Consider the following 22,939-nt stretch of genomic DNA (forward strand, 5'->3'; position numbering starts at 1 on the left):
CTCCTTACTACCTAATTAAAAATATACATACCCATAGAGTGTCCCTTTATAACTACCATTTTTATAAACCTCACAAGCTACTTCCGCCCTTCCTGAAGTAGTATAATAGACACTAACATCAGCAATACTTCCTTGTCCTGCCGCACGAGGCCAAATATATGCCGTCGTGCTAACAGGAGATCCTGTGATACTCCATGAATAGGTATAAGCTCCCTGCGGCTCCATACTTTGATTATTTTCATCTAACACACGAGCGACAAACTCTATGTGACCACTTGATTGAACCTCATTAAAAAATTTGAGAATCACACCTGGTATTTGTGAAACACTCTTAGTCTCAAGACCTACAACTTCTTGCATTGGCTCCTGTGCCATCATATTTATTGCAAAAAAGAAAGAACAAACAATAAAAAAGAGCTTCATGATAAATACAATTTAAATTATTACTACTAAAAAAAATCAAACAGCCATTACATCGGTACTTTACTTCCAATGAATAGCGCATCCCGCACAAATGAATTTCCACTTCATTTACATATCAATCTATATTATAGAGGAAATATCATTCACACAAAATGACTCACGATTTTTAGGGCATTACATGGGGATCACGTAGAGAAAACGACATCACCTATGGCAATGCCCCCCCATAAAGGCCATTTATTCTTCCCCTGCACAAAAAGGTTAAACTTGAGCCTTCGGGGGATTAAGAAAGGTTGTACATTTGCGCTCTTCATAAAACTATCGATTTAAGGTCACTTCTTTCTATTCGTTCACAATGTAAGAATTATTGTCGAGACTACAAGCGATTATCGCATAAATATTTTCCTTTTACCGAAATATTCCGGCAGACGAAGCGACACCAGCGTAGCCGTCACCTCCCATGTCTCGACACATGAATCGTCACAGGCTTTTCCCACCCTGCTTTTTGATAAGTATGCTGTCTGTCTTTACGATCCGCACAGGTTTCAAAAAAGAAGACTCATACCGTACTCCATCTATCGAGAAAGCCAAACGATATTCCAGATCCGGGACAAACGTACCGGTTTATAACCAGCAAACACCATTACCCTCATGCTTGGCAGGAAACCAAACGCATCACGGCACTTACCCAACAAATATCGAGGCCCAACCAGACAATTAAGCCATAAATACCGTATCTGTCTCCATTTTATATTTACATTCGCGGGAGAACAACCATTTAATCCGGAAATACCACGATAACAAACTATTTATACATAAAAATATGGAAGAAAAACTTGACAACGCTACAATACCGCCCCAATATACCCTATGCCTAGACCGGCAATGCCCCAAAGCCACTACTTGCCTCAGGCAACTGGCAGAGCAAAGTATGACCGACGAGACGGCCTATTGGCAGATCATCAGCCCGAGACACCTCGCCTCATTGAAGGGAACTTGCCCTTATTACCGTCCGAACAAGAAAGTACGCTATGCAGCGGGATTCGTAAGCTTATTGGAGAGCTTGCCGCACAAACAGATGCTCTCCGTTATCCCGGGACTCATGAGGCACTTCAGCCGGCGCACTTACTACCGTGTCCGCAAGGGAGAAAGGCCGCTCTCACCCTCCGAGCAACAGATCGTATTGAATGCGCTTAAACGCTGTGGGGTGAAGGAACCAAAAGACTTCGACGCTTATTTCGAGGAGTACGACTGGTAAACCAAGGAAGAGAGGCTTGTGTCACTACCCATGTTACGAATGTGCCATCACCGTGGCATGCGTGTGCCATCGCAGTGGCACGCCTTTGCCATCGAGGTGGCACGGGCATGCCAGCATGGTGGCACAACTGTGCCAATAGCATGGCACATCATTGGCACCACAAAGTACTATTAATAAAGCAATTGGAATGATATCACGAAGTCACCTCCCAGCATTTCCATCCCCTCCATGTCATCGGCCATAACCATGGCTGAAAAATCATAGCGCACGATCATATAACGATTATGTTCCTTCGTCGGGTGCTCCCCGATCCAAGTCCCGCCGAACAATTCCTCAAAACGACGGGGGCGCAGGAAAACAGGAGCGTTATACTCTTCCAAGCCCGGGATAAAGTCGGTTTTATCCACATAATAGAAATTACGTTCCCGTAAATCTATAAAATCCGCTACCGCATAAGGAATCGTTATTCGTGCCATAAGCTTTCTTTTTCTGACTAATACCACAAATCTAATGAAAATAACTTGTTCTTTCAAACAAAACCCCTATCTTTGCCGAAATTTTGAAGAGAGAGCAGATGACAAATAAGATACATACGGATAATCCGAAGTTCTATTCCGGTTATATGTCGGAGGTTGAGGCTCTTTTCTCTATTTTACGGGATTATCATTTGGTTATATAAGATGCGTTGGTTACTTTTACTAACGCATTTTTTTTGTGTCCATCGGTCCGGTGATATAATATATTTAAGGTGTAACATTCTATAAAATCATTATAACAAATAAAACAACCCAAATTACTATGTCGAAAAGTGATATCAAAAAGGTGATTGTTCTGGGCTCGGGTGCCCTGAAGATCGGACAAGCCGGGGAGTTTGACTACTCTGGTTCGCAAGCGTTAAAGGCTCTGAAAGAAGAAGGGATCAGTACCGTATTGCTAAATCCGAATATCGCGACTATCCAAACATCCGAGGGAGTAGCCGATAAGGTATATTTCTTGCCTATCACTCCTTACTTCGTGGAGGAAGTTATCAAAAAAGAACAACCGGACGGAATCCTATTGGCGTTTGGCGGGCAGACCGCTTTGAACTGCGGTACTCAACTTTACACCAGCGGCACGTTGGCCAAATACGGCGTGAAAGTGTTGGGTACATCGGTTGAGGCGATCATGTACACCGAGGACCGTGACCTATTTGTTAAGAAACTGAACGAGATAGAAGTGAAGACCCCGATCAGCCAAGCCGTCGAGAGCATGGATGATGCCGTGGCTGCCGCTCATAGAATTGGTTTCCCTGTAATGATCCGTTCCGCTTATGCGCTAGGTGGTATGGGTAGCGGTATCTGTAAGGACGAAGCCGAGCTTCGTACGTTGGCGGAAAGTGCTTTCGCTTACTCCTCCCAGATCTTGGTCGAGGAATCGTTGAAGGGTTGGAAAGAGATCGAGTTCGAGGTGATCCGCGACAAGAACGACCATTGTTTCACGGTAGTGAGCATGGAGAACGTTGACCCGCTAGGCGTACATACCGGCGAGAGTATCGTAGTAGCTCCGACTTGCTCCTTGACCGAGAAAGAATTAGACCTGCTGAAGGATCTTTCCACCAAGACGATCCGTCACTTAGGTATCGTGGGTGAATGTAATATCCAATACGCTTTCAACTCCGAGACTTGCGATTACCGTGTGATCGAGGTGAACGCCCGTTTGAGCCGTTCCTCTGCCTTGGCATCCAAGGCCAGCGGTTATCCATTGGCTTTCGTCGCCGCGAAGTTGGCGTTGGGCTATGGATTGGACGAGATCGGCGAGATGGGTACTCCGAATTCCGCATACAAAGCACCGGAGGTAGATTATATGATCGTGAAGATCCCTCGTTGGGACTTGACGAAGTTCGTAGGCGTTAGCCGCCAGATCGGTTCCAGCATGAAATCCGTTGGCGAGATCATGTCGATCGGTAAGAGCTTCGAGGAGATCATGCAGAAGGGTCTTCGTATGATCGGACAAGGCATGCATGGTTTCGTAGGAAACAACGATATCCATTTCGATAACTTGGACGAGGAGTTGGCGAACCCTACCGACTTGCGTATCTTCGCCGTGGCGCAAGCCTTGGAACAAGGATATAGTGTAGACAAGATCCATGAGTTGTCAAAGATCACACGCTGGTTCTTGGAAGGCTTGAAGAACATCGTGGATTACGCCAACGTATTGAAAGGCTACAACAAGATCGAAGATCTTCCGGAAGATGTATTGAAAGAGGCGAAACGTCTTGGTTTCTCCGACTTCCAGATCGCTCGTTACGTAGAGAACCCGGAAGGCAATATGGAGAAAGAGAATATCCGCGTACGCAACTTGCGTAAGAAAATGGGCATTCTCCCTACCGTGAAACGTATCAACACGGTCGCTTCCGAACATCCGGAATTGACCAACTACCTATATATGACCTACGACGGCACGCCGCACGATATCACCTACTACCCGAATGAGAAGAGCGTGATTATCTTGGGCTCCGGAGCTTACCGCATCGGATCGTCCGTTGAGTTCGACTGGTGTTCGGTGAATGCCGCCCAGACCGCTCGTAAGCTAGGTTATAAATCGATCATGATCAACTATAACCCGGAGACCGTATCTACCGATTACGATATGTGCGACCGTCTGTACTTCGACGAGCTTTCATTCGAGCGCGTGCTAGACGTGATCGATCTGGAATTGCCGAAGGGCGTGATCGTCTCCGTAGGTGGACAGATCCCGAACAACTTGGCGATGAAACTGTACCGCCAGAATGTTCCGGTATTGGGTACTTCCCCGCTATCGATCGACCGTGCAGAGAACCGTCATAAATTCTCTGCGATGTTGGATTCGCTAGGTATCGACCAACCTCGTTGGGCAGAGCTTACCAGCATGGAAGAGATCGACGCGTTTATCGAGAAAGTAGGTTTCCCGATCTTAATCCGTCCGTCTTACGTATTGTCCGGTGCCGCGATGAACGTTTGCCATACGAAAGAGCAGATGATCGAGTTCTTGGATTTGGCCGCCAAGGTTTCCAAGGAATATCCGGTGGTCGTATCCGAGTTCATGCAAGGAACGAAAGAGATCGAGTTCGACGCTGTCGCTATGAATGGCGAGGTGGTTGAGTACGCGATCTCCGAGCATATTGAGTTCGCCGGTGTTCACTCCGGTGACGCTACCTTGGTGTTCCCGGCTCAGAAGATTTACTTCGAGACAGCCCGCCGTATCAAGAAAGTAAGCAAGATGATCGCAAAGGAGTTAAATATCAGCGGTCCGTTCAATATCCAGTTCTTGGCGAAGAATAACTTCGTGAAAGTAATCGAATGTAACTTACGTGCCTCACGTAGTTTCCCATTTGTATCTAAAGTATTGAAACGTAACTTTATCGAGACGGCTACCCGCATCATGTTGGACGCTCCGTACACGAAACCGGATAAGAGCGCATTCGATATCGACTGGATCGGCATCAAGGCTTCCCAGTTCTCATTTGCCCGTCTACATAAGGCAGACCCTGTATTAGGCGTGGACATGAGCTCCACCGGCGAGGTAGGTTGTATCGGCGACGATTTCAACGAGGCTTTGCTTTCCGCCATGATTGCCGTAGGTAACAGTATTCCTAAGAAGAACGTCTTAGTATCTTCCGGTGCCGCCAAGAGTAAGGTTGATTTATTGGAGCCTTGCCGGATGCTAGATGCCAAGGGTTACACGATCTATGGTACGCACGGAACCGCCAAGTTCCTAAACGATAATGGCATCAAGGCAACCGCCGTTTGTTGGCCGGATGAGGAAGGTGATTTGAACATCATGGACATGTTCAGCAATCACGCTTTCGAATTGGTAGTAAATATCCCGAAAGATCATAGCAAACGTGAGTTGACCAATGGCTATAAGATCCGCCGTGCGGCGATCGATCATAACATCCCATTGATCACGAACGCCCGTTTGGCCAGTGCCTTTATCGACGCTTTCTGCAATATGAACGTAGAAGACATACAGATTAAGAGCTGGCAGGAGTACAAATAATCAAAATTTGATTATATTTGCATATGTGTAATATAAAGAGACAAGGCTTCATGCCTTGTCTCTATAGTTTAAAGACCATGTACAGACGACTACCTTTTATCATATTATTATCCATAGTGGCGATCTTCGCCTTGCGTGCGTCTGTGGTCGCTCCCTCTATCCTCGTACAAAATTATTCCGTAGATGATTATAAGGCTAGTTGCCAAAATTGGGATTTAGCGGTTTCCTACCATGGCATCTTATATGTCGCTAATAATTCCGGTCTGGTCACATTCGACGGGAATACATGGAAAACGTATCCTTTACCGGATAAAAACCCTATTTATAAAGTATCTTTCCAGAACGATTCTATCTATACTCAAGGCAAATCATCATTAGGCTATTGGCTTTACGACGAACTCGGGAATCTGGAATATCATCCGATCGATACGCTCCCGTCACACATAAGTCTCGATGATCCCGAGACGAATTACACGATCCCGAAAGAAATCGAGGAAAAGTACCCAACTTCCTTCGCTAGTGCCGGAGGTCTCAATTTCACGGGAACATCGATGTCCGGTATTTATATCACCAGTGACGAAGGGGAAATCTTTCAACATCTCAACATCAACAATCAGTTACAAGATAATATCGTACGCTCCATCTGCATACAGGATAATAATTTAATTTGGGTCGCCTTGGATAATGGTATCTCCCAAATAGATATCAATCCTCCCATCGCCATGTTAGGTAAAAGAAGCCAGATCGGAAAGTTGGAAGACGCTGTAAAAGAAAATAATCGCCTCTATATCCGGACAAATATCGGTTACTTCAGTCGGAGTCTGATGTTTGGTGATAAGTTTACCCCGATATCCGATGAGATCGGACGTTCATATATCTATCCGGATACGACCGACAACCATTTATCAATAAGCACTTTATTCAAGGATAAAGATGTATTGGGCGTATTCGCCAATGCGGAAAGTTTTTACCCGGTAACAGACGATTTGTATTGGCTCACGACCAGCAACGAGGCAGGACTCTTCCATAGGAAAAACGGTACAGGAACTTTAAAATGCCGGATCCTATTCGATAATTACGATCTGAATCTAGTGACTAACGGCAAACGGATCATCCCCTTGAATGATTCCCTTGATTTGGTATCTGCTATGCAAGGAACCCTATTAATCAACACTCGCCAATTAATAGAGGGAAGCCTAGGAGGATTAACGATGCCACAGTTTATGCGCATCGAATATCAAGATCAAAAAGGTACACATTATTTATATCCGGACACACAAAGAATTGACCTGCCCCATAACTTCCAAGAACTCTCGCTATACATCGGAACAACAGTATTCACCCCCAATCATCAAATCAGCTATAAGCTGGAAGGGGTATCTGCCGATTGGTCTTCATGGCAGAAGGACGGCAAAATTACCTTCTTACAACTTCCGGAAGGAACTTATGAGCTAAGGATACGTAAATATGTAACCCGTGGGCCGTTTCCCGAGATCACGATGCAAATTACGGTTCGCCCTCCTTGGTATAATACCGTATGGGCCTATTTGATCTACGTCGCTTTGATATGGTTCGCCATTCAAGAAGGGCTTCGGTATCATTTAAGGAATTTACGGAAAAAAGAACAAGAAATGCTGGAGGCTGAACGACAAGCCGAACAGCAAAGGCTTCAACAAATGAAAAGCGAGATGCTGGAAACGGAATTGCAAAACAAAAACAATGAGCTTACCCTCCAAACAACGGCCCTGGTAAAAAGAAACGAGGCAATCCAAGCTCTGCTGGAAGAACTCGATAAGCAGAAAGAGACATTGGGTGACCGATATCCCAACAAATTATACATCCGTTTACGTTCTTTAATGGAGTCGACTTTGAACGATCAAGCGGATTGGGTGCAGTTCGAAACCTATTTCAATAGCGCCCACCAAAATTTCATGGATCGTTTACGCCAGCAATACACAGATATAACGGCAGGAGATTTACGTATTTGTTGCTTACTCCGCATGAACCTTTCCACGAAGGAAATCGCATCGTTAATGAATGTATCCGTACGGGCTATCGAACTGAGAAGATACCGCTTAAGAAAGCGATTAGCCCTTGATGGGGATACGAATCTTGTTGATTTCCTAATGAACTACTAAAAATATTTTCTAAAATACGCTTAATATATAACATACTATATAACAATATATTATATATACTAAAAAAGAGCTTGAGAAAGCTTTGTAGTAGTTTCATCCAATTAAAAAATCATTTGTGCAAGTCGTGTAGTAGTCATTTTCATGGCTACCGCTATTTATTGTGTTTCCTTTGCCACCGAATAAAATCTTAAATTCTTTCGACATGATGAAACACGAATTGGAAAAACAATTAGATGCGCTAGAAAAGAAAGGTGTCGACAGACGGCATTTCTTTAAGTTATTAGCGGCGACAGGACTGATCGCAGGAGTTAATACCAGAAAAGCAAACGCTTTTTCAAGCAGCGCAAAAGGTAAAATCGTTATTATCGGTGGAGGAGCCGCTGGTATCAGTATGGCTGCCCGATTAAAACATTGGCTTGATGAACCAGATATTACCCTAATTGACCCCAGCGATCGTCAGTTTTATCAACCGGGATTCACTCTGATCGCCTCAGGTGTGTATCAACCGGAAGATGTTTGGAAAAAGCAAGAGGATTGTATACCCAGCGGCATAAAATGGATTAAGGATTCGGTTACCGCAGTTGATCCTGTATGGAACCAAGTGACAACGAAAAGCAACGGGAAAGTTCCGTATGATTTCTTGGTATTAACGCCCGGATTACAATGTAACTGGGAAAAAGTAGAGGGAATTACCCAAGCTACACTTGGACAAGGTAACGCAAATTCTATATATGATTTCGAAGGAGCCCAAAAGACTTGGAAAGCTATCCAAGAATTCGCAAAAAAAGGAGGAAAAGGTGTTTATACCGATACCTACACAAAACATAAATGCGGAGGTGCTCCCAAGAAGATCTGCTTGTTAACCGAACATTACGCAAGAAAACAAGGTACACGCGACAAGTTACAACTAAATTTCTATACAGCGTCGAAACAGTTGTATGACGTCCCGTTCTTCACGCCCCGACTGCTGGAGATCTATGAGGAGCGTAACGTGCCTATTAATTTGAATGTACGTGTGAAGGGGGTGGATACATATGCCAAGCAAGTACACTTCGAGAAGATAGAGACACGAGGCGAGGAAAAGATCGTAACCCCATTCGTGGAAGATTATGATTTCTTGCACTTCACGCCACCAATGTCTGCACCCGATTTCGTTCGCGAGGCCGGACTAGGATGGACGGAAGGTAAGTTGGCAGCCGACGCATGGGTAATGGTAGACAAGGAGACCTTGATCCACAAGAAATATCCAAACATCATCTCCTTGGGCGATGTAGCCGGTATTCCTACTAGCAAGACATCCGCCGCAATCCGCAAGCAAGTGCCCATAGCCGCCAAGAACCTGATCGCGCTTATGGAAGGCAAAGAACCGACTGAGAAATATAACGGTTATGCCGCATGCCCGATCGTTACGGATTACGGCCATGTATTGCTTTGTGAGTTTGACTACGATAAAAAGCCAGATATCACATTCCCGTTCTCGCTGATCGACACGTCGAAAGAGCAATGGTTGGCCTGGCTCTTAAAGGTATACATTTTAAAACCGATGTATTTCTACGGAATGCTTAACGGTTACGCATAACATGGATAAAGAATCTATAAAACAAAACTCCCTATAATTTCGAATGCCAAACTACAAAGCCCCAGGTTTCAGTTGTACGAAACCGGGGTTTTTGATTTTTAGCGAGTAGCCTTTTCTACTAAATATACGATCGACTTATAATATATATGAAACCTTTAAGACAATCACGGCATTTTACGAAAATAACGGGGAGAATATCCAGATACTAGCTCCGGATGGAAAATCCAGATCAAATCTTTCAATAGAAATTCCGGATGTAAAGGGAATTCCTCGTAATAAGGAACGAGCCCTGTATTACAGGTATAAATCCGTTGTTTTTTAAAAGCATCGAAATTCTCGTAAGGAGTATATTCGGAGCGTAAGTCATTATAGGTCATCTCGGAAGACTGATTATATTTAACAAGCCAGATATCCGCATGGATCGCTTTATCAAACACGGTCTCAAACGCTAAGGGGATACTTCCAGCACCCGGTAAATCTTTAAACATATAATCGGCTCCGGCATCCTCAATAAGATGAGCCATATAACTATCTCCAGATGGTACATACCACGAAGAACCAAACTTCTTCTCCGACAAAACAGTAGGACGATCATCTATATGCGCCGTTAAGTCCTTTAGAGACAAATAGGCTTGCTCTGTTTCTCTAAATATAGAATCGGCCATTTCTTCCTTTCCGAATAGCAAGCCATAAAAGCGGATCCACTCCGTACGTCCCAAAGGGAATGCCTCCATATAGTCGGCTCCTTCGATAATGGGTATCCCAATCTTCTCAACAGGCCCATAACTACTGTTCTGGAACGGGGAAGCGATTACGAGTTCCGCACCGATCTCTATCATTTTCTCTATATTCGGAGAGGTAGCCTCGCCTAAATCAGCGATTCTTCCGGCCTGTATGCCCGCTTGTATGGCAGGCGTATCCATATAACGAGGCTCACAAACACCTATCACCTTGTCGATCTCGTGCAATTGGCCGATAATCGCCGCATGGACAGAGGTGTACACCACGATATCTTTTACCGGCACCTTCACGATCGTCCCTTTGGGTAATCCACCGGAAACCGGCTTTGTCCGGTCTACCAATAAATAACGTTGAAGCAGACGGGTGCTATCCCACGGATCACGAACTTCCACCATCGTATAAGCATCAAAACGCCGGACTGTAAAACCTTGGGCATATCGAATACTATCAGAGGAAAGAGCTTCCCCAGAAGAAGTTTGCTTCCCGGATGGCGTACATGCCACCATCCAGAAAGCGAACCCTATGAGAATCAGTAATCGCATTAGATATTATCTTTTTGAGCGAGGACTACTTTCATGGGATTTAAACCGGCACCTGCCTTCAAGATTAATTTCCCCGCAGTATCGAAAGCATAGACATCTCCATTGTTGGTATAATCAGACTCTGTCACGTAGATATTGCTTCCGGCCACACAGATTTTATAGGGCTTCTCGACCGTTGTCTCTTTCTTCCACTCTTCCGCTACGCCGGTTTGGGTGTTATACGCCGTATAAGTAATAGTCGTGTTCCAGTTTGCGTCATATTGTGAATAATAAGAGTACAGGATACCGTCCTGATAAGCGATCTCCGTGGCATTCGGGCAAGCTGCTACGGGAGACACCTCGTCGGTCTTCGAATCGATCCGCTGCATCGTGTTCAATACATCCGCATAATTTCCCATGGATACCACATAAACATACCCTTGCTCATCCGCCAGCACGCAAGTCGGGTTCAGCGCAACCTCTAGTTTCTTGGTCTCGGTGAAAGAAGGGATATCAATCACGGATACGGTCTTGTCGTATCCTACTTCCGTATTATAGTCCATACCTCCCGAGTTGGCGACATACAATTTGTTATTAGCGACAGCCAACTGTTCTGGGTTACGTCCGACTTTTACGATCTTTTCCACTTCCAATGAAGCGGTATCCAAACGAGCTACGTAGCCATTATAGTAGGATATATATACTTTCCCTCCATCCGATACCATCGCCCGCGGTTGGCCTTCCGTCGGGACTTGCTTGATGGATTTCGCACGCAAATCTGTAACCTCAATCGTCGATTCACCATAAACAGCGATATACATCTTATCGCCATACACAATCATATCCTGCGCCGTATCTCCCAGCCCCCTGCCATTTTGAGCCAAGAAGTAATCGGGAACTACCTCTTCCTTCTCTACATCATACATATACAAGCTGGAGTTATTGTTGCCCATTTTTCCCGAGTTCAAGAAATACAAGGCCATAAAAGAACCATCTTCCGTAGGCTGGTCGGGAGTGGGATCGGGGTTCTCGGGTACTTCCGGAATCGGATCCTCATCATCACCACAACTCGTAAACGAGAAAGACATCAACGCACATAAGGCAGAGATGTAAATAAAGTTTTTCTTTTTCATTGTTCTACTATATTTATTAATAAGACAAACATACGCTGAATCGCCAAGAGCGTCCCGGCATCGGATAATACTGGATCACATCATAATTCACATTCGCGAGATTCAATAATTCACCTTGCAGACGTAAGCCAAAATGGCGGAAACGGAAATCCTTGTTTAAGGAAATGCTTTGTTCCATATAAGAATTAATCCTGTTCCGATCGATATTTTGCGGCAGGGCATAACGATCTCCTACCGCAGTTAATATATAAGAGACATTCACCCACGGATTCTCCAAGGAAACGGAAACCGTTCCGGAATGACGGGGTGTATAGGGTATCTGATCCTTATAGTTCTTTGCCCCCGGATCTGTTATATCTACCGCATGCTGATACGAATAGGTAGAAGCCAAAAGCAATTCCATCCTCAACGGTAAAGGGAATTGTGCCGAGAGATTCAAATCCGCTCCCTTAATATCTACCTCCCCAAGGTTCATCATTTTCCAGATATACATGGTAGGCAACGCCACGATCTTATCTTTCACAGTGTTATAATATCCATCCACGGAGATAGCTAAATGCCGCAACCAATCCCCGCATGAAGCGCTCCATGTTACGCCTACATTATATTGGGAGGTTTCCTCCGGCTTCAAGTTGGTATTTCCCATACGTAGATAATATAAATCCGTAAAAGTCGGAACCCGGAAGATATCTTTATAAGAAGCTCTTACCCTTAATGTACTCTCCGGAAAAGGTCTCCAAGACAAACTCACCGCGGGCGACAATCGTTTTTTATCCGTCGGTTTCTCGCCTTGCTTCACCTTATCCGTAATATAAGTTCCCAATAGACTTCCGGTAGCCGTAAACCGGCTATCCTTATATTGCACCGCTAGTACCGATTGAGAAGCCATTCGCTTTGGATTAGGTCCGTTCACAAAATTATTGTCCAGCATAGAGCGAGTTAAATCCGTTGTCAACGTCGCCGATACATGCTTTATAGGAGTATACAGCAAACCCACAGAGCCATAATACTCATTCTGTGTATTCAAATCGACTTGTTCCCCGGCCGCATATTTATCATTTACATCTAAATAACGAGTAAAAGCATAATTATACTTAGCCATAGTCCGCAGCGTAAATTTCTCATTAAGAACATTCTTATAACCCGATTGCACGAAGAAATTATTATCCCATAACCGTTCCGAAGTGTTCTTGTTATATAAATTGATAGAACCGGGCAGTCCTCGCTCCGAATCAAAATAGTACGCCTTAAAGGAAAGTTCGCCTCCCCTTCCAAAATCGCCGAATAGATTACCTTCCAAATGGTAAGCATGGATATCGCTATTTCTACGCTTTTCTCTCGTCTCCAATTCTCCATTAATTAATGTATAGGGATATTGCCCATCCGCACGCACGAAATCACCATATAAGGATGCGCTCCAACGCTTTCCTAATTTTTGATCATAATGCAGCACGGGATTAAAAAGCCCGAAGGAACCTCCCTTAACCTTCAGATAAGTACGAAACGATTTGTCTTTAAACGTAGGCTTTCCGGTTTGTATATTCAAAGCTCCTGCCGAGGCATACACCCTTGCCGTTTGGAAGATGTCATCCGATTGTCCGATCGATAAGGAAACCATCTCCACGTTATCCAACGAGAAACGGCTGATATCGACTTGCCCGCTTTGCGCGTCCGTAATCGTCACCCCATCGTAACTGACGGCGGTATGCTTCGCTCCCAAGCTACGTACCGAGACCGTTTTCAATCCTCCGATCCCCCCATAATCCTGTACCGTAACTCCCGAGAAGCGTTTCACGGCCTCGGATAGGTCTTGTACTCCCAAGCGATCGATTCCCGCCCGGTCCATAATTTGCAAAGGCGTACCTTCACGGGTGACCGACGGACGTACCTTCTCCACCACTTCCACCCCGGAAAGCTCGTGATAGGCCGTCGTATCGATCTGTTGACCGTAAGCGACACCCAAAGAGAATAACCATGCGCTAAAAACGCATAGGCATCTTATAAGATATAAATCTCGCATAGCAACATTTAGATTTACCAACGTCTTCACCCGAAACGTCGCATAACAAAATCATGGCAGGTTTTCTGGCTCGTCCACCCTCTGTCGGCTACCTTCCCACCTATCCGATAGGCAGTGGCAACAAGATTTGCCAGGGTCTCATGGACTTACAGCTACGGGTACAGCTCCGGACTCACACCGGATTCCCTTTTACTAACTGCCACCGGAACTGGCGACAGTTACACCATAATCGGCAGCGAAGATATAAACTATGCTTTATTTTCGCAAGTTATTCACCACTTAATAATAAAACATGATACAGAAAAGAAAGAAAAAAGACGTTTCTCCCCTGTTGCAGACCTACGCAGAGGGACGGATCCGGCAGAAACAGGCGTTAAACAAGATGGTATCCCTGCTGCGCAACCTGACGGATGACCCGCAGGTAGGCACGCAAGCGAAAGACAACCTGAGACAGGTGGAGGAATGACGCTCCATCCACCCCATATATATTATATGTATAACTAAAAGAAGGAGGTAAATCATGCCAATCAGGTACAAATAGGGATTAGAAATGTAACAATCACGATGAAAGAAGATTTGGGCATATCCGCATACGGCGTTCCCATGCGGGAACAATCCTTACTACCAGTGGGGACGAAAAGATCCGTTTATTGGAAGGCCAATCTAAGTTATGAGGAGCGTCTGCAACTGCTTGCGTTTCTCACCGAGATCGCTAAGAGTGACGGGAATGTTTGCGCAGCCGAGATCAATGCCTTAAAAGAAGTAGCGATGGCGATGGGAATGTCTGATAGAGAAGTTGAATCCATGTTGAGCCTAAAAGGAAACTCCTTGGACGATGCCTACAAGGTGTTAGAGATAGAACCGACCGCCACGGACGAGGAAGTCCGCACCGCCTATCGCCGGATGGCCGAAAACATATCTCGGCTTATATTCTTTAAAAGCTTTACAAAGAGAAGCTTATAATGCATCATATTGCCAAAAAGGAAAATAAAAACAATCACATAAGACGCAAAGTTTTCCAAAACTTTTCTCAACATACTATATATCAAATAATTAACATACTTTAATTAGCTAAAAGTTTTCCAAAAAGAAAATCATACGTAGTAATAAGATACCTTTGCGCACATAATCAATCACAAATTAATCGACATCATGATACAGACAGTTGTTAAACGGGACGGGCGTATCGTTGGTTTCAACGAGGAGAAGATAGTAACCGCTATCCGTAAAGCCATGTTGCATACAGACAAGGGAGAAGATATGCAACTGATTCGCCAGATCACAGACCATATCTCATTCAAGGGAGAACCTCAAATGACCGTAGAGGCGATTCAAGATGCCGTGGAACTGGAATTGATGGCCAGTAGCCGGAAAGATGTAGCGCAGAAATATATCGCTTACCGGAATCAGCGAAGCGTAGCCCGCAAGGCGAAAACACGGGATATGTTTTTGGAGATTATCAATATCAAATCCAACGATATCACCCGTGAGAACGCAAACATGAACGCTGATACACCCGCCGGCATGATGATGAAATTTTCCAGCGAGACCACCAAACCGTTTGTCGATGACTATCTATTGAGCGAGGAGGTCAAGGAAGCCGTATCTAACAACTATCTCCATATTCATGATAAAGATTATTATCCGACTAAAAGCTTGACCTGCGTACAACACCCGTTGGATCGCGTCCTGAAATACGGATTCTCTGCCGGCCATGGCGAATCACGTCCGGCTAAACGAATCGAAACCGCCAGTATCCTTGGCTGTATCTCTCTGGAGACCGCCCAAAACGAGATGCATGGCGGACAGGCGATACCGGCGTTCGACTTCTACCTAGCGCCTTACGTACGTAATAGCTTTATCGAGGAAGTAAAGACCTTAGAGGATCTATACGGACAGGACTTCTCCCACTTATATAATAAACCTATCGACGACTACCTGACACAGACCTTGGATGGACTAAGCGGTGATAAACGCATTATACAACATGCCATCAACCGCACGGTAAGCCGTGTACACCAATCGATGGAGGCTTTTATCCATAATATGAACACGATCCATTCCCGTGGAGGCAACCAAGTGGTATTCAGCTCCATCAATTATGGTACCGATACCTCTGCGGAAGGCCGTTGCATTATCAGGGAGTTATTAAAAAGTACTTACAGAGGCGTAGGTAACGGCGAAACCGCTATCTTCCCGATCCAGATATGGAAAAAGAAACGAGGCGTAAGCTATCTGCCGGAGGACCGCAACTACGATCTTTACCAATTGGCCTGCAAGGTTACCGCCCGTCGCTTTTTCCCGAACTTCTTGAATCTCGACGCAACCTTCAACCAAAGCGAGGATTGGAAAGCGGACGATCCCGGGCGCTATATCCACGAGGTAGCGACCATGGGATGCCGTACCCGTGTATTCGAGAATCGTTTCGGACCGAAGACTTCTATCGGACGAGGTAATCTCTCTTTCTCGACGATCAATATCGTACGATTGGCTATCGAGTGCATGCAGGTGGAGAACAAGGAGGAACGTATCGCCCTGTTTTTCGCCAAACTAGATCATATGTTAGAACTTACGGCTCGTCAGTTGCATGAGCGTATGGAGTTCCAGAAAACCGCTTACGCAAAGCAATTCCCGTTGTTGATGTCTTCCTTGTGGCTAGGCTCGGAGAAGTTGAAGCCTAACGATTCGATTGCCTCCGTTATCAACCAAGGTACCTTGGGCATCGGCTTTATCGGACTGGCCGAATGCTTGGTAGCCCTTACCGGGAAGCATCATGGCGAAGATGAGGATTCGCAGGCCTTAGGCATAAGGATCGTTACGTATATCCGGGATCGTGCCAACCAATTCTCTGAGCAATACCAACACAATTATAGCGTACTGGCAACTCCGGCTGAAGGCTTGTCCGGCAAGTTCACGGGAAAAGATCGTAAGCAGTTCGGATCGCTCCCCGGTATCACGGATCGGGATTATTATACGAACTCTAATCACGTCCCGGTATATTATAAGTGCAGCGCCCGTCATAAAGCCGAAGTGGAAGCTCCTTATCATGATTTGACTCGTGGCGGCCATATCTTTTACGTAGAGATGGATGGCGACGCTACCCATAACCCCGAAGCGATCATGCGTGTCGTGGATATGATGGATAAATACAATATCGGATACGGTTCCGTAAACCATAATCGTAACCGTTGCCTGGATTGCGGCTACGAGAACTCCACCCCGAATCTGGAAGCCTGCCCGAAATGCGGCAGCAAACAATTGGACAAACTTCAACGCATCACCGGTTACTTGGTAGGAACCACCGACCGTTGGAACAACGCCAAGCTATCCGAGCTGAACGACCGCATCACCCACAACTAATTTTCAATTACCATGTTGTCAATCATAGATATCATCGAAGATACCACCGTAGACGGTCCGGGATTCCGGACCGCCATCTATGCGGCGGGTTGCCCCAATAAATGCCCGGGTTGCCATAACCCCGAATCATGGGACATCCATAAAGGGAAGAAAGTAAGAACGGAAGAGATCGTGGAAAAGGTACTGGCCGACGAGTTCGCCAACGTCACCTTCAGCGGAGGAGATCCCATGTTCCAGCCGGAAGGCTTCACCGAGGTAGCCAAGGCGATCAAGGAAAAAAGCCAAAAGACGATCTGGTGCTACACGGGATATAAATTCGAGGACCTGATAAAGAACCCGGCACAAGCCGCCCTATTATCCTATATCGACGTATTGGTAGATGGCCGCTACAAACAAACCCTTCGGGATGAGAGCCTTTTATTCCGGGGAAGCAGCAACCAACGGTTAATTGACGTACAAGCTTCTTTAAATAAAAAGGAAATCGTAAAATACAAGTACGATCCTTTTATTTAAGGCTTTTAAGGCACACACATGCATAAAATCTTGTACGGAACAAGAAATAAACATCCATTCTCTTATATATAAAGAGAATTACATCAGCATCTATTCCTCAATTTTCAACGTGGTCTGTACAAACCACGGCGTGGTTTATAAAATCCACGGCGTGATTTGTACAGACCACGTCGTGATTTATAGAATAGAAGCGCATTCAACAAAGAATATATAAGTATCCGAATAATTATTCTTACTGAAGCGAGACGGATATTAGCATGATTTCATACCTTTGCATCCGAATTGGTTCCGTACGCTCGTTCGGGCATACGGATTAAAAGGGAATCCGGTGAGAATCCGGTACAGTCCCGCTGCTGAGAAAGAAGATGATGACAGACAAGGAAGTATTGTTACTACGGCGCAAATTGGATCTTTTGCTCCGTACAGGAAAATTGTTGATGGAAAGTGCCGCCGACACGAACCGTATCGAGCGCAACATGAAACGGGTGGCCGCCTTTATGGGGATTCCCGAGGAGAAATTGCATATCGATATCCGATGGACCATGATTATGGTGAACGTAAGCGATGAGCGAAACTCATTCTCCAAATTCCAGAAATGCGAGAAGCACGGTATTAACATGACAACGATATCACAGGTCAGCAAGCTCTCATGGCGGGCGATCGAGCAAGATTATTCCTTGGATAAATATGAGGAAGAACTGGAGAAAACAGCTCATCAATCCCGGAATTATACCCCTTACATGATAGCGGTCGGAGCGGGATTCGCTTGCGGAGGATTCTGCAAGCTGTTCGGATGCGATTGGATGGCATTCCTGTTCGCCTCTATTTGCGCTTTCATCGGATTCAGGATACGGGCTCGCTGTGTAGAGGCGGGGCTTAACGTATATATGGGCATAGCGGCAGCCGCTTTCATATCTACCTGCCTAGCCTATGCGTCTTCTTTCTCGGGGTTATCAGACACGCCCTATCATCCGCTACTAGCCTGTGCGTTATTTATCGTGCCGGGCGTACCTTTGATTAATTTCGTAGATGATATGATCGACAATCATTTGCTAGTCGGTATTACCCGGGCGGCCAACACGGTCATGATGATAGGCGCCATGACTTTCGGTATCACATTCGCCATGCGGATTCTTGTGATGAATGACGTCGAGATCGATCATAAATTCAGCGAACTAAGCATGGTCCCGCATGATCCGTATTATGTATATGCGATAGCGGCCGCCATATCCGCCGTTGGTTTCTCGATGATATTCAATATCCAACGCCGTTTGTTATGGGTAGTTGCTTTAGGCGGTATTATCGCCGTATGCATTCGGAACTTCGTGAACTTCGAGCTGGGCTATGGTCCCGTGATCGGCTCGTTTATGGGAAGTTTCGTTGTCAGCCTGATCGCGGTTAAAGCGGTTCATTGGTTCCATGTACCGAACCATGTATTGACGATCCCTTCTGTTATCCCAATGATCCCGGGAGTATTGATGTATCGCTCGTTATTGGGTTTCATCAACCTTCACGGGGTGATCGGCGAGGTTACGAACGCCTTCTCCAATGGTATTAACTCCGCCCTCATCATCCTTTGCATCTCCTTAGGCGTAGCCGTCCCCAATATCTTCGCCCGTCGTTACATCGCCAAGGATCGCCAACGCTATCTGCTAGAGGAGCTAGAGAAACGCAGGCTAAGAGGCAAGTTCATTGAGTGGTGACTTTAGCTGATCATTCATGGGTATTCGCACCCTTACTATTGTAACGTTTGCGTATTCAACTTGATTGGTTTAGATTTATGAAGAGGTATGTGGGTCAAACATACCTCTTTCTTTTCATCTCAGTTTCCTGAATTGTTTCTTTATCCAAAAATAATAACCGGTTATCGCGAAGATCGTCCCCAACAAGGAAACTAAGCAAGTCAATATACGAGTAGTCATTCCCCCCCACGAGCCGACGTGTACGGAATAAATCCATCCTCTTATCTTCCCCGATTTTGGGAGATCTTTATATAATTGAACTTCCGTAATCTCACCCGTAGCAGGATCAAAGGAGTAACGGTCGCTTCCTCTTGTATTCCCATAACGGGCCGTAGAAACCGTAGCGGAGCCATCTTGGATCGTGATTGAGTTAAAGTCCGGATAATGGCTTTTCAATGCCGATAACACCTCAGCCCATTGTGTGTAATCCGTCTTTTTCTTCGCGGGTTTCTTCGCGCCGGAAGAAGCTGGAGCATGATGCGCTTGAGGCGGGTTTGCACTAATACCGAAGACACTATAAAAGGCATTTCGATACCAACCAAACGACCATGTTAATCCGGTTAACGCTAAGATAAGCAGGAGCAATGCCGCATAGAATCCCCCGGAGACATGTAAATCATAGAAGAAACGGAACCAACCAGCCTTGGTCTTTACTTTCAACCGGTTTCTCAATACTTTTTTATTACGGGGATACCAAATTACGATTCCACTTATAATAATAATCGCCAAGACCAAAGTCGCATAGCCAACTATTGATTTTCCCCAAGAAAAACTTCCATCCCGTTTATACTCATCAAGTAACCAACGATGAAGACGCATCATTTTCAGGAAAAAACCTTGTCCGTCATCCATCCCGGTCACCTCCCCGGTGTAGGGATCAATAAAACCCGCGGCCTTTTTCCCCGGTAATACCAGTTGATAAGTTCGTCTCGGGTCAGACGATACCCGAATACCGTTTATTCGAACCGAATCGGGTAATTGTTGGCGTGCCGATTCTATCAAGGCGGCAGGCGAGAGAGGTTCCCTTTTTACTTCCTTTACAAAATAACGGGAAGGGTAGCCTAATTCTAATATCTCTGTCTCAAAGACGAGAATCGCCCCGGTCAGGCAGACAATCGCAATAATAATGCCAAAAGGTATCGATAGCCATAAATGTACTTTTGCAAAGAATTTTCTCATTTTCCGAATAATTGTTTAATCCCGTCATATATACCCGGAACCGCTACCGTTCCATGGTTCTCGTCGGGAAATGATTTACTAAAGAAACGCAGGTTCTCCGCTTGTGGCAAAACCTCCGAAAGAAGATAACTCACTTTGTCAAGATGAATGTCCACTCGGTCCGTCCTTTTTTTAGACGCGACACCGATATACAGGCTTTTCCCTTTAAAATTCCGGCCTGCAACCAAAGCCTCCGCCTCCCGGACCAACCGCCCCTGATCCCACCACAAACTAGGGTCGACCGCTAGATAGGTATCAAATAATTCCGTATGACGAAGAAACGTATTCAAGGTGAAAAGCCCCGCATACGAATGACCGATAAGCATATTCCAGCCGTTCGCGCGATAGGCACTATCAATAGCAGGACGAAGTTCTTCCGTAAGAAACTTACTGAAAGCCTCACTTCCCCCTCCTTGCGGAATTGCATCTATGGAGATTTTACCATCCCGTCCGGCGGCTGAAGCGGTAGGCGTAAAATCACGTGTCCGATCCGTATTTAATACCCCGACAATAATACAGGGAGGTAGATATTTACCTCTACCGGATGCCAACGTTTTCCTTATGCCTACCAGCGAATGAAAGAAAGAATCTCCATCTAGCAGGTAAACAACCGGATAGCGTTGTTTCGTATCCATATTATAATGCTCCGGCAGGTGTATCCAATAACTCCGGTCTTCTTGCAATACGGTAGAGTACAAAACCAGTTCCTTTCCTATACAAATATCCTCCTGGCTCCGCAGGGTTAGCGGGAGCAGAAGGAATATCAAAAGAATGTGAGTCCGACTCATACTTGCTTATTACTCTTGAGCGGCAGTCAATTTACCTACACCACTGATTTGCTCTGCCTCAACGGTAAGACCTTTTGTTGCGGTAGCTGTCTTCGGATCGATACGATACACGGCAGGTTGACTTCCATCGGTAGTCGTAACCGCCATATAAGCGATACCATCCTCCGAGAACGGAGTATTGCTAAATCCGGAAATAACATCCGTGGAAGGCAGCCCCTTCACGTAAGTAAGACTCTTATCCTCTCCTTTATAAATAGCCAACTCTTTCGCGGCGAATCCGGATTCAGTCAACGGACGATCATACATCAACAACAAGAAATAATCTTCCGTGATATGCCAACAACGCAAGAATGCCTTACCACCCGTCTGTGCCTCCAAATTACAATAATAATCAGGATCAAACCCCTCCGCGTTAGCCTTAATACGAACTACACCGGCCGGCAAAGTCGTTTTCTGTACCTCCGCAGTCATCGTCTTGGCATAGCTGGGCGAGAACACATACACATCGCCGTTGTCTGCCGTCCAAATGGTCTGGTAGTATTGAGAACGGTTACGTCCGCAAGCATAACTGATCTTATCCGTCTTTATCAGTTTCGGGTTCTCGAATTTCTCGTTCGCATAAATAGCGACCCAAGCCTCGTTCGGATATTGCGTCCATTGCAATTCCCCTTTTTCGTAAGCGCCACTACCGCTTCCTCCGGATTCTGTCTTTACCAGCTCCGGGTATTTAACATATTTACCTCCCTCCGCTTTCACACCGTACTTACTCAATCCCATCGGGATAGCCGCAGAATAGATCCGGCCGTTCGCTTGGAGAATACCCGCTAACGTAACAAACTCGCCATTTCCCAAATAATTCTCCGACAAGATCGTATTCGTGTTTGTCGTAAACGTCTCTTTGGCCACATCCAGATAAGAGAGCAAGAAACCTTTAGGCAGATAACCATTCTCGTCCGCATATTCCTCACCCAGATCACCGGTAGAAGATGTAATGATATAGTCGCCGTAGATACCATAAGAAGTAAACCGCTTGATCTCGTAAGTATTATCACGCTCCTTAACCTTGCCTTCCGTATTCAGTACGTATGAAGAAGTAACACCGGCATTTCCCTGGTTGTAAACCAAACGATACAAATATTTATCCTTATAGAAGATCCATTGCGTACCGCTTTCCGTAGTGAGTCCGTTGTTTTTAGCGGAGATAGAGCCATCACCCAGCGTATCGGCTGTCAACAAGTAATTTGCGTCACCGACAGAAGCGGCGACTACATAGCTCGAAACCGCCTCCGAGGTCGATCCTCCGCCATTTCCATTCCCGTTGCCTCCGTTATCCGGGTTTACAGGATCGTCGTCACTACAAGAAGTAAATACTCCCCCAACCAATAACGCGACGGCAAGACCTGTCATTAAATAATTCTTCTTCATGTTGTTTTAATCTATTATGTTTTGAATTAATTATTGATAAATAAAAGATAGTCACACTTTAAA

15 protein-coding genes, 2 pseudogenes and 2 riboswitches are annotated in these 22,939 nt (G+C 45.5%); of the genes and pseudogenes, 9 read left to right on the forward strand and 8 right to left on the reverse strand.

Annotated features, from left to right (window positions below; genetic code table 11):
• Positions 1 to 15: 15 nt before the first annotated feature.
• Positions 16 to 423: a hypothetical protein gene (locus tag E5342_RS09485; RefSeq protein ID WP_121735135.1), complete on the reverse strand. Its 408-nt coding sequence runs from the start codon at positions 421 to 423 to the stop codon at positions 16 to 18.
• Between the two features lie 823 nt (positions 424 to 1,246).
• Here E5342_RS09485 and E5342_RS09490 point away from each other — a divergent pair.
• Positions 1,247 to 1,681 (forward strand): DUF6078 family protein, encoded by a 435-nt coding sequence (locus E5342_RS09490; RefSeq protein ID WP_183128533.1) that lies wholly within the window; start codon positions 1,247 to 1,249, stop codon positions 1,679 to 1,681.
• Positions 1,682 to 1,899: 218 nt separating this feature from the next.
• On the opposite strand, the pseudogene E5342_RS09495 reads toward E5342_RS09490, so the two are convergent.
• A pseudogene (locus E5342_RS09495) lies at positions 1,900 to 2,157 on the reverse strand (AAA family ATPase); the annotation flags it as partial.
• A 322-nt stretch (positions 2,158 to 2,479) separates the two neighbouring features.
• On the opposite strand from E5342_RS09495, the gene carB reads away from it, so the two are divergent.
• The 3 genes from carB (at position 2,480) to E5342_RS09510 (ending at position 9,415) form a co-directional block, all read left to right on the forward strand.
• A complete protein-coding gene (gene carB, locus E5342_RS09500; protein WP_121735134.1) occupies positions 2,480 to 5,698 on the forward strand; it encodes a carbamoyl-phosphate synthase (glutamine-hydrolyzing) large subunit in 3,219 nt (1,072 codons plus the stop codon).
• A gap of 77 nt (positions 5,699 to 5,775) precedes the next feature.
• Complete coding sequence (locus E5342_RS09505; RefSeq protein ID WP_168354473.1) at positions 5,776 to 7,836, forward strand: transcriptional regulator; 2,061 nt, start codon at positions 5,776 to 5,778, stop codon at positions 7,834 to 7,836.
• 202 nt (positions 7,837 to 8,038) lie between these two features.
• Positions 8,039 to 9,415, forward strand: coding sequence for an NAD(P)/FAD-dependent oxidoreductase (locus E5342_RS09510; protein WP_135959272.1), 1,377 nt, complete (start codon positions 8,039 to 8,041; stop codon positions 9,413 to 9,415).
• A gap of 164 nt (positions 9,416 to 9,579) precedes the next feature.
• On the opposite strand, the gene E5342_RS09515 is transcribed toward E5342_RS09510, so the two are convergent.
• Genes E5342_RS09515 through E5342_RS09525 form a run of 3 tightly spaced genes read right to left on the reverse strand, consistent with a single transcriptional unit; the run spans position 9,580 to position 13,830 of the window.
• Positions 9,580 to 10,698, reverse strand: a complete 1,119-nt coding sequence (locus E5342_RS09515) for an ABC transporter substrate-binding protein (RefSeq protein ID WP_121735132.1) — start codon at positions 10,696 to 10,698, stop codon at positions 9,580 to 9,582.
• Entirely contained in the window at positions 10,698 to 11,810 is a 1,113-nt protein-coding gene (locus E5342_RS09520; protein ID WP_135959273.1) for a DUF5074 domain-containing protein, read from the reverse strand. Before E5342_RS09520 ends, E5342_RS09515 begins: the two co-directional genes overlap by 1 nt.
• Before the next feature lie 16 nt (positions 11,811 to 11,826).
• Entirely contained in the window at positions 11,827 to 13,830 is a 2,004-nt protein-coding gene (locus E5342_RS09525; protein ID WP_135959274.1) for a TonB-dependent receptor plug domain-containing protein, read from the reverse strand.
• 38 nt (positions 13,831 to 13,868) lie between these two features.
• Positions 13,869 to 14,073, reverse strand: a riboswitch (cobalamin riboswitch).
• A 49-nt stretch (positions 14,074 to 14,122) separates the two neighbouring features.
• Between E5342_RS09525 and E5342_RS19345 the strand changes: the two genes are divergently transcribed.
• The 5 genes and pseudogenes from E5342_RS19345 to E5342_RS09545 all read left to right on the forward strand — a co-directional run bounded on the left by E5342_RS19345 (position 14,123) and on the right by E5342_RS09545 (position 19,406).
• A complete protein-coding gene (locus E5342_RS19345; protein WP_160217463.1) occupies positions 14,123 to 14,296 on the forward strand; it encodes a hypothetical protein in 174 nt (57 codons plus the stop codon).
• A 194-nt stretch (positions 14,297 to 14,490) separates the two neighbouring features.
• Positions 14,491 to 14,739 (forward strand): annotated as a pseudogene (locus tag E5342_RS09530) (TerB family tellurite resistance protein); the annotation flags it as partial.
• Positions 14,740 to 14,982: 243 nt separating this feature from the next.
• The gene (locus E5342_RS09535) at positions 14,983 to 17,190 is read left to right on the forward strand and encodes an anaerobic ribonucleoside triphosphate reductase (RefSeq protein WP_135959275.1); all 2,208 of its coding nucleotides are present in this window, start codon (positions 14,983 to 14,985) and stop codon (positions 17,188 to 17,190) included.
• A 12-nt stretch (positions 17,191 to 17,202) separates the two neighbouring features.
• Complete coding sequence (gene nrdG / locus E5342_RS09540; protein ID WP_008772872.1) at positions 17,203 to 17,703, forward strand: anaerobic ribonucleoside-triphosphate reductase activating protein; 501 nt, start codon at positions 17,203 to 17,205, stop codon at positions 17,701 to 17,703.
• A gap of 266 nt (positions 17,704 to 17,969) precedes the next feature.
• Positions 17,970 to 18,093: riboswitch (cobalamin riboswitch) on the forward strand.
• On the forward strand, positions 18,069 to 19,406 hold the full coding sequence (locus E5342_RS09545) for a threonine/serine ThrE exporter family protein (RefSeq protein WP_432707218.1): 1,338 nt from the start codon (positions 18,069 to 18,071) through the stop codon (positions 19,404 to 19,406). (Overlaps the previous riboswitch by 25 nt.)
• Positions 19,407 to 19,520: 114 nt before the next feature.
• On the opposite strand, the gene E5342_RS09550 is transcribed toward E5342_RS09545, so the two are convergent.
• Genes E5342_RS09550 through E5342_RS09560 form a run of 3 tightly spaced genes read right to left on the reverse strand, consistent with a single transcriptional unit; the run spans position 19,521 to position 22,876 of the window.
• Positions 19,521 to 20,624, reverse strand: coding sequence for a PepSY-associated TM helix domain-containing protein (locus E5342_RS09550; protein WP_135959276.1), 1,104 nt, complete (start codon positions 20,622 to 20,624; stop codon positions 19,521 to 19,523).
• Complete coding sequence (locus tag E5342_RS09555) at positions 20,621 to 21,451, reverse strand: alpha/beta hydrolase (RefSeq protein WP_121735126.1); 831 nt, start codon at positions 21,449 to 21,451, stop codon at positions 20,621 to 20,623. Before E5342_RS09555 ends, E5342_RS09550 begins: the two co-directional genes overlap by 4 nt.
• 9 nt (positions 21,452 to 21,460) lie before the next feature.
• Positions 21,461 to 22,876, reverse strand: coding sequence for a DUF4374 domain-containing protein (locus E5342_RS09560; RefSeq protein WP_135959277.1), 1,416 nt, complete (start codon positions 22,874 to 22,876; stop codon positions 21,461 to 21,463).
• Between the last annotated feature and the right edge of the window lie 63 nt (positions 22,877 to 22,939).

It is taken from the genome of Parabacteroides distasonis, assembly GCF_004793765.1.
Lineage (GTDB): Bacteria > Bacteroidota > Bacteroidia > Bacteroidales > Tannerellaceae > Parabacteroides > Parabacteroides distasonis_A.

Bases quoted from the DNA above. Each gene is read 5' to 3' on its own strand.
- E5342_RS09545 (WP_432707218.1), top strand. From the start codon at position 18,069: ATGATGACAGACAAGGAAGTATTGTTACTACGGCGCAAATTGGATCTT.
- E5342_RS09505 (WP_168354473.1), top strand. From the start codon at position 5,776: ATGTACAGACGACTACCTTTTATCATATTATTATCCATAGTGGCGATC.
- E5342_RS09560 (WP_135959277.1), bottom strand. From the start codon at position 22,876: ATGAAGAAGAATTATTTAATGACAGGTCTTGCCGTCGCGTTATTGGTT.
- E5342_RS09550 (WP_135959276.1), bottom strand. From the start codon at position 20,624: ATGAGAAAATTCTTTGCAAAAGTACATTTATGGCTATCGATACCTTTT.
- E5342_RS19345 (WP_160217463.1), top strand. From the start codon at position 14,123: ATGATACAGAAAAGAAAGAAAAAAGACGTTTCTCCCCTGTTGCAGACC.
- carB (WP_121735134.1), top strand. From the start codon at position 2,480: ATGTCGAAAAGTGATATCAAAAAGGTGATTGTTCTGGGCTCGGGTGCC.
- E5342_RS09515 (WP_121735132.1), bottom strand. From the start codon at position 10,698: ATGCGATTACTGATTCTCATAGGGTTCGCTTTCTGGATGGTGGCATGT.
- nrdG (WP_008772872.1), top strand. From the start codon at position 17,203: ATGTTGTCAATCATAGATATCATCGAAGATACCACCGTAGACGGTCCG.
- E5342_RS09535 (WP_135959275.1), top strand. From the start codon at position 14,983: ATGATACAGACAGTTGTTAAACGGGACGGGCGTATCGTTGGTTTCAAC.
- E5342_RS09490 (WP_183128533.1), top strand. From the start codon at position 1,247: ATGGAAGAAAAACTTGACAACGCTACAATACCGCCCCAATATACCCTA.
- E5342_RS09510 (WP_135959272.1), top strand. From the start codon at position 8,039: ATGATGAAACACGAATTGGAAAAACAATTAGATGCGCTAGAAAAGAAA.
- E5342_RS09485 (WP_121735135.1), bottom strand. From the start codon at position 423: ATGAAGCTCTTTTTTATTGTTTGTTCTTTCTTTTTTGCAATAAATATG.
- E5342_RS09525 (WP_135959274.1), bottom strand. From the start codon at position 13,830: ATGCGAGATTTATATCTTATAAGATGCCTATGCGTTTTTAGCGCATGG.
- E5342_RS09555 (WP_121735126.1), bottom strand. From the start codon at position 21,451: ATGAGTCGGACTCACATTCTTTTGATATTCCTTCTGCTCCCGCTAACC.
- E5342_RS09520 (WP_135959273.1), bottom strand. From the start codon at position 11,810: ATGAAAAAGAAAAACTTTATTTACATCTCTGCCTTATGTGCGTTGATG.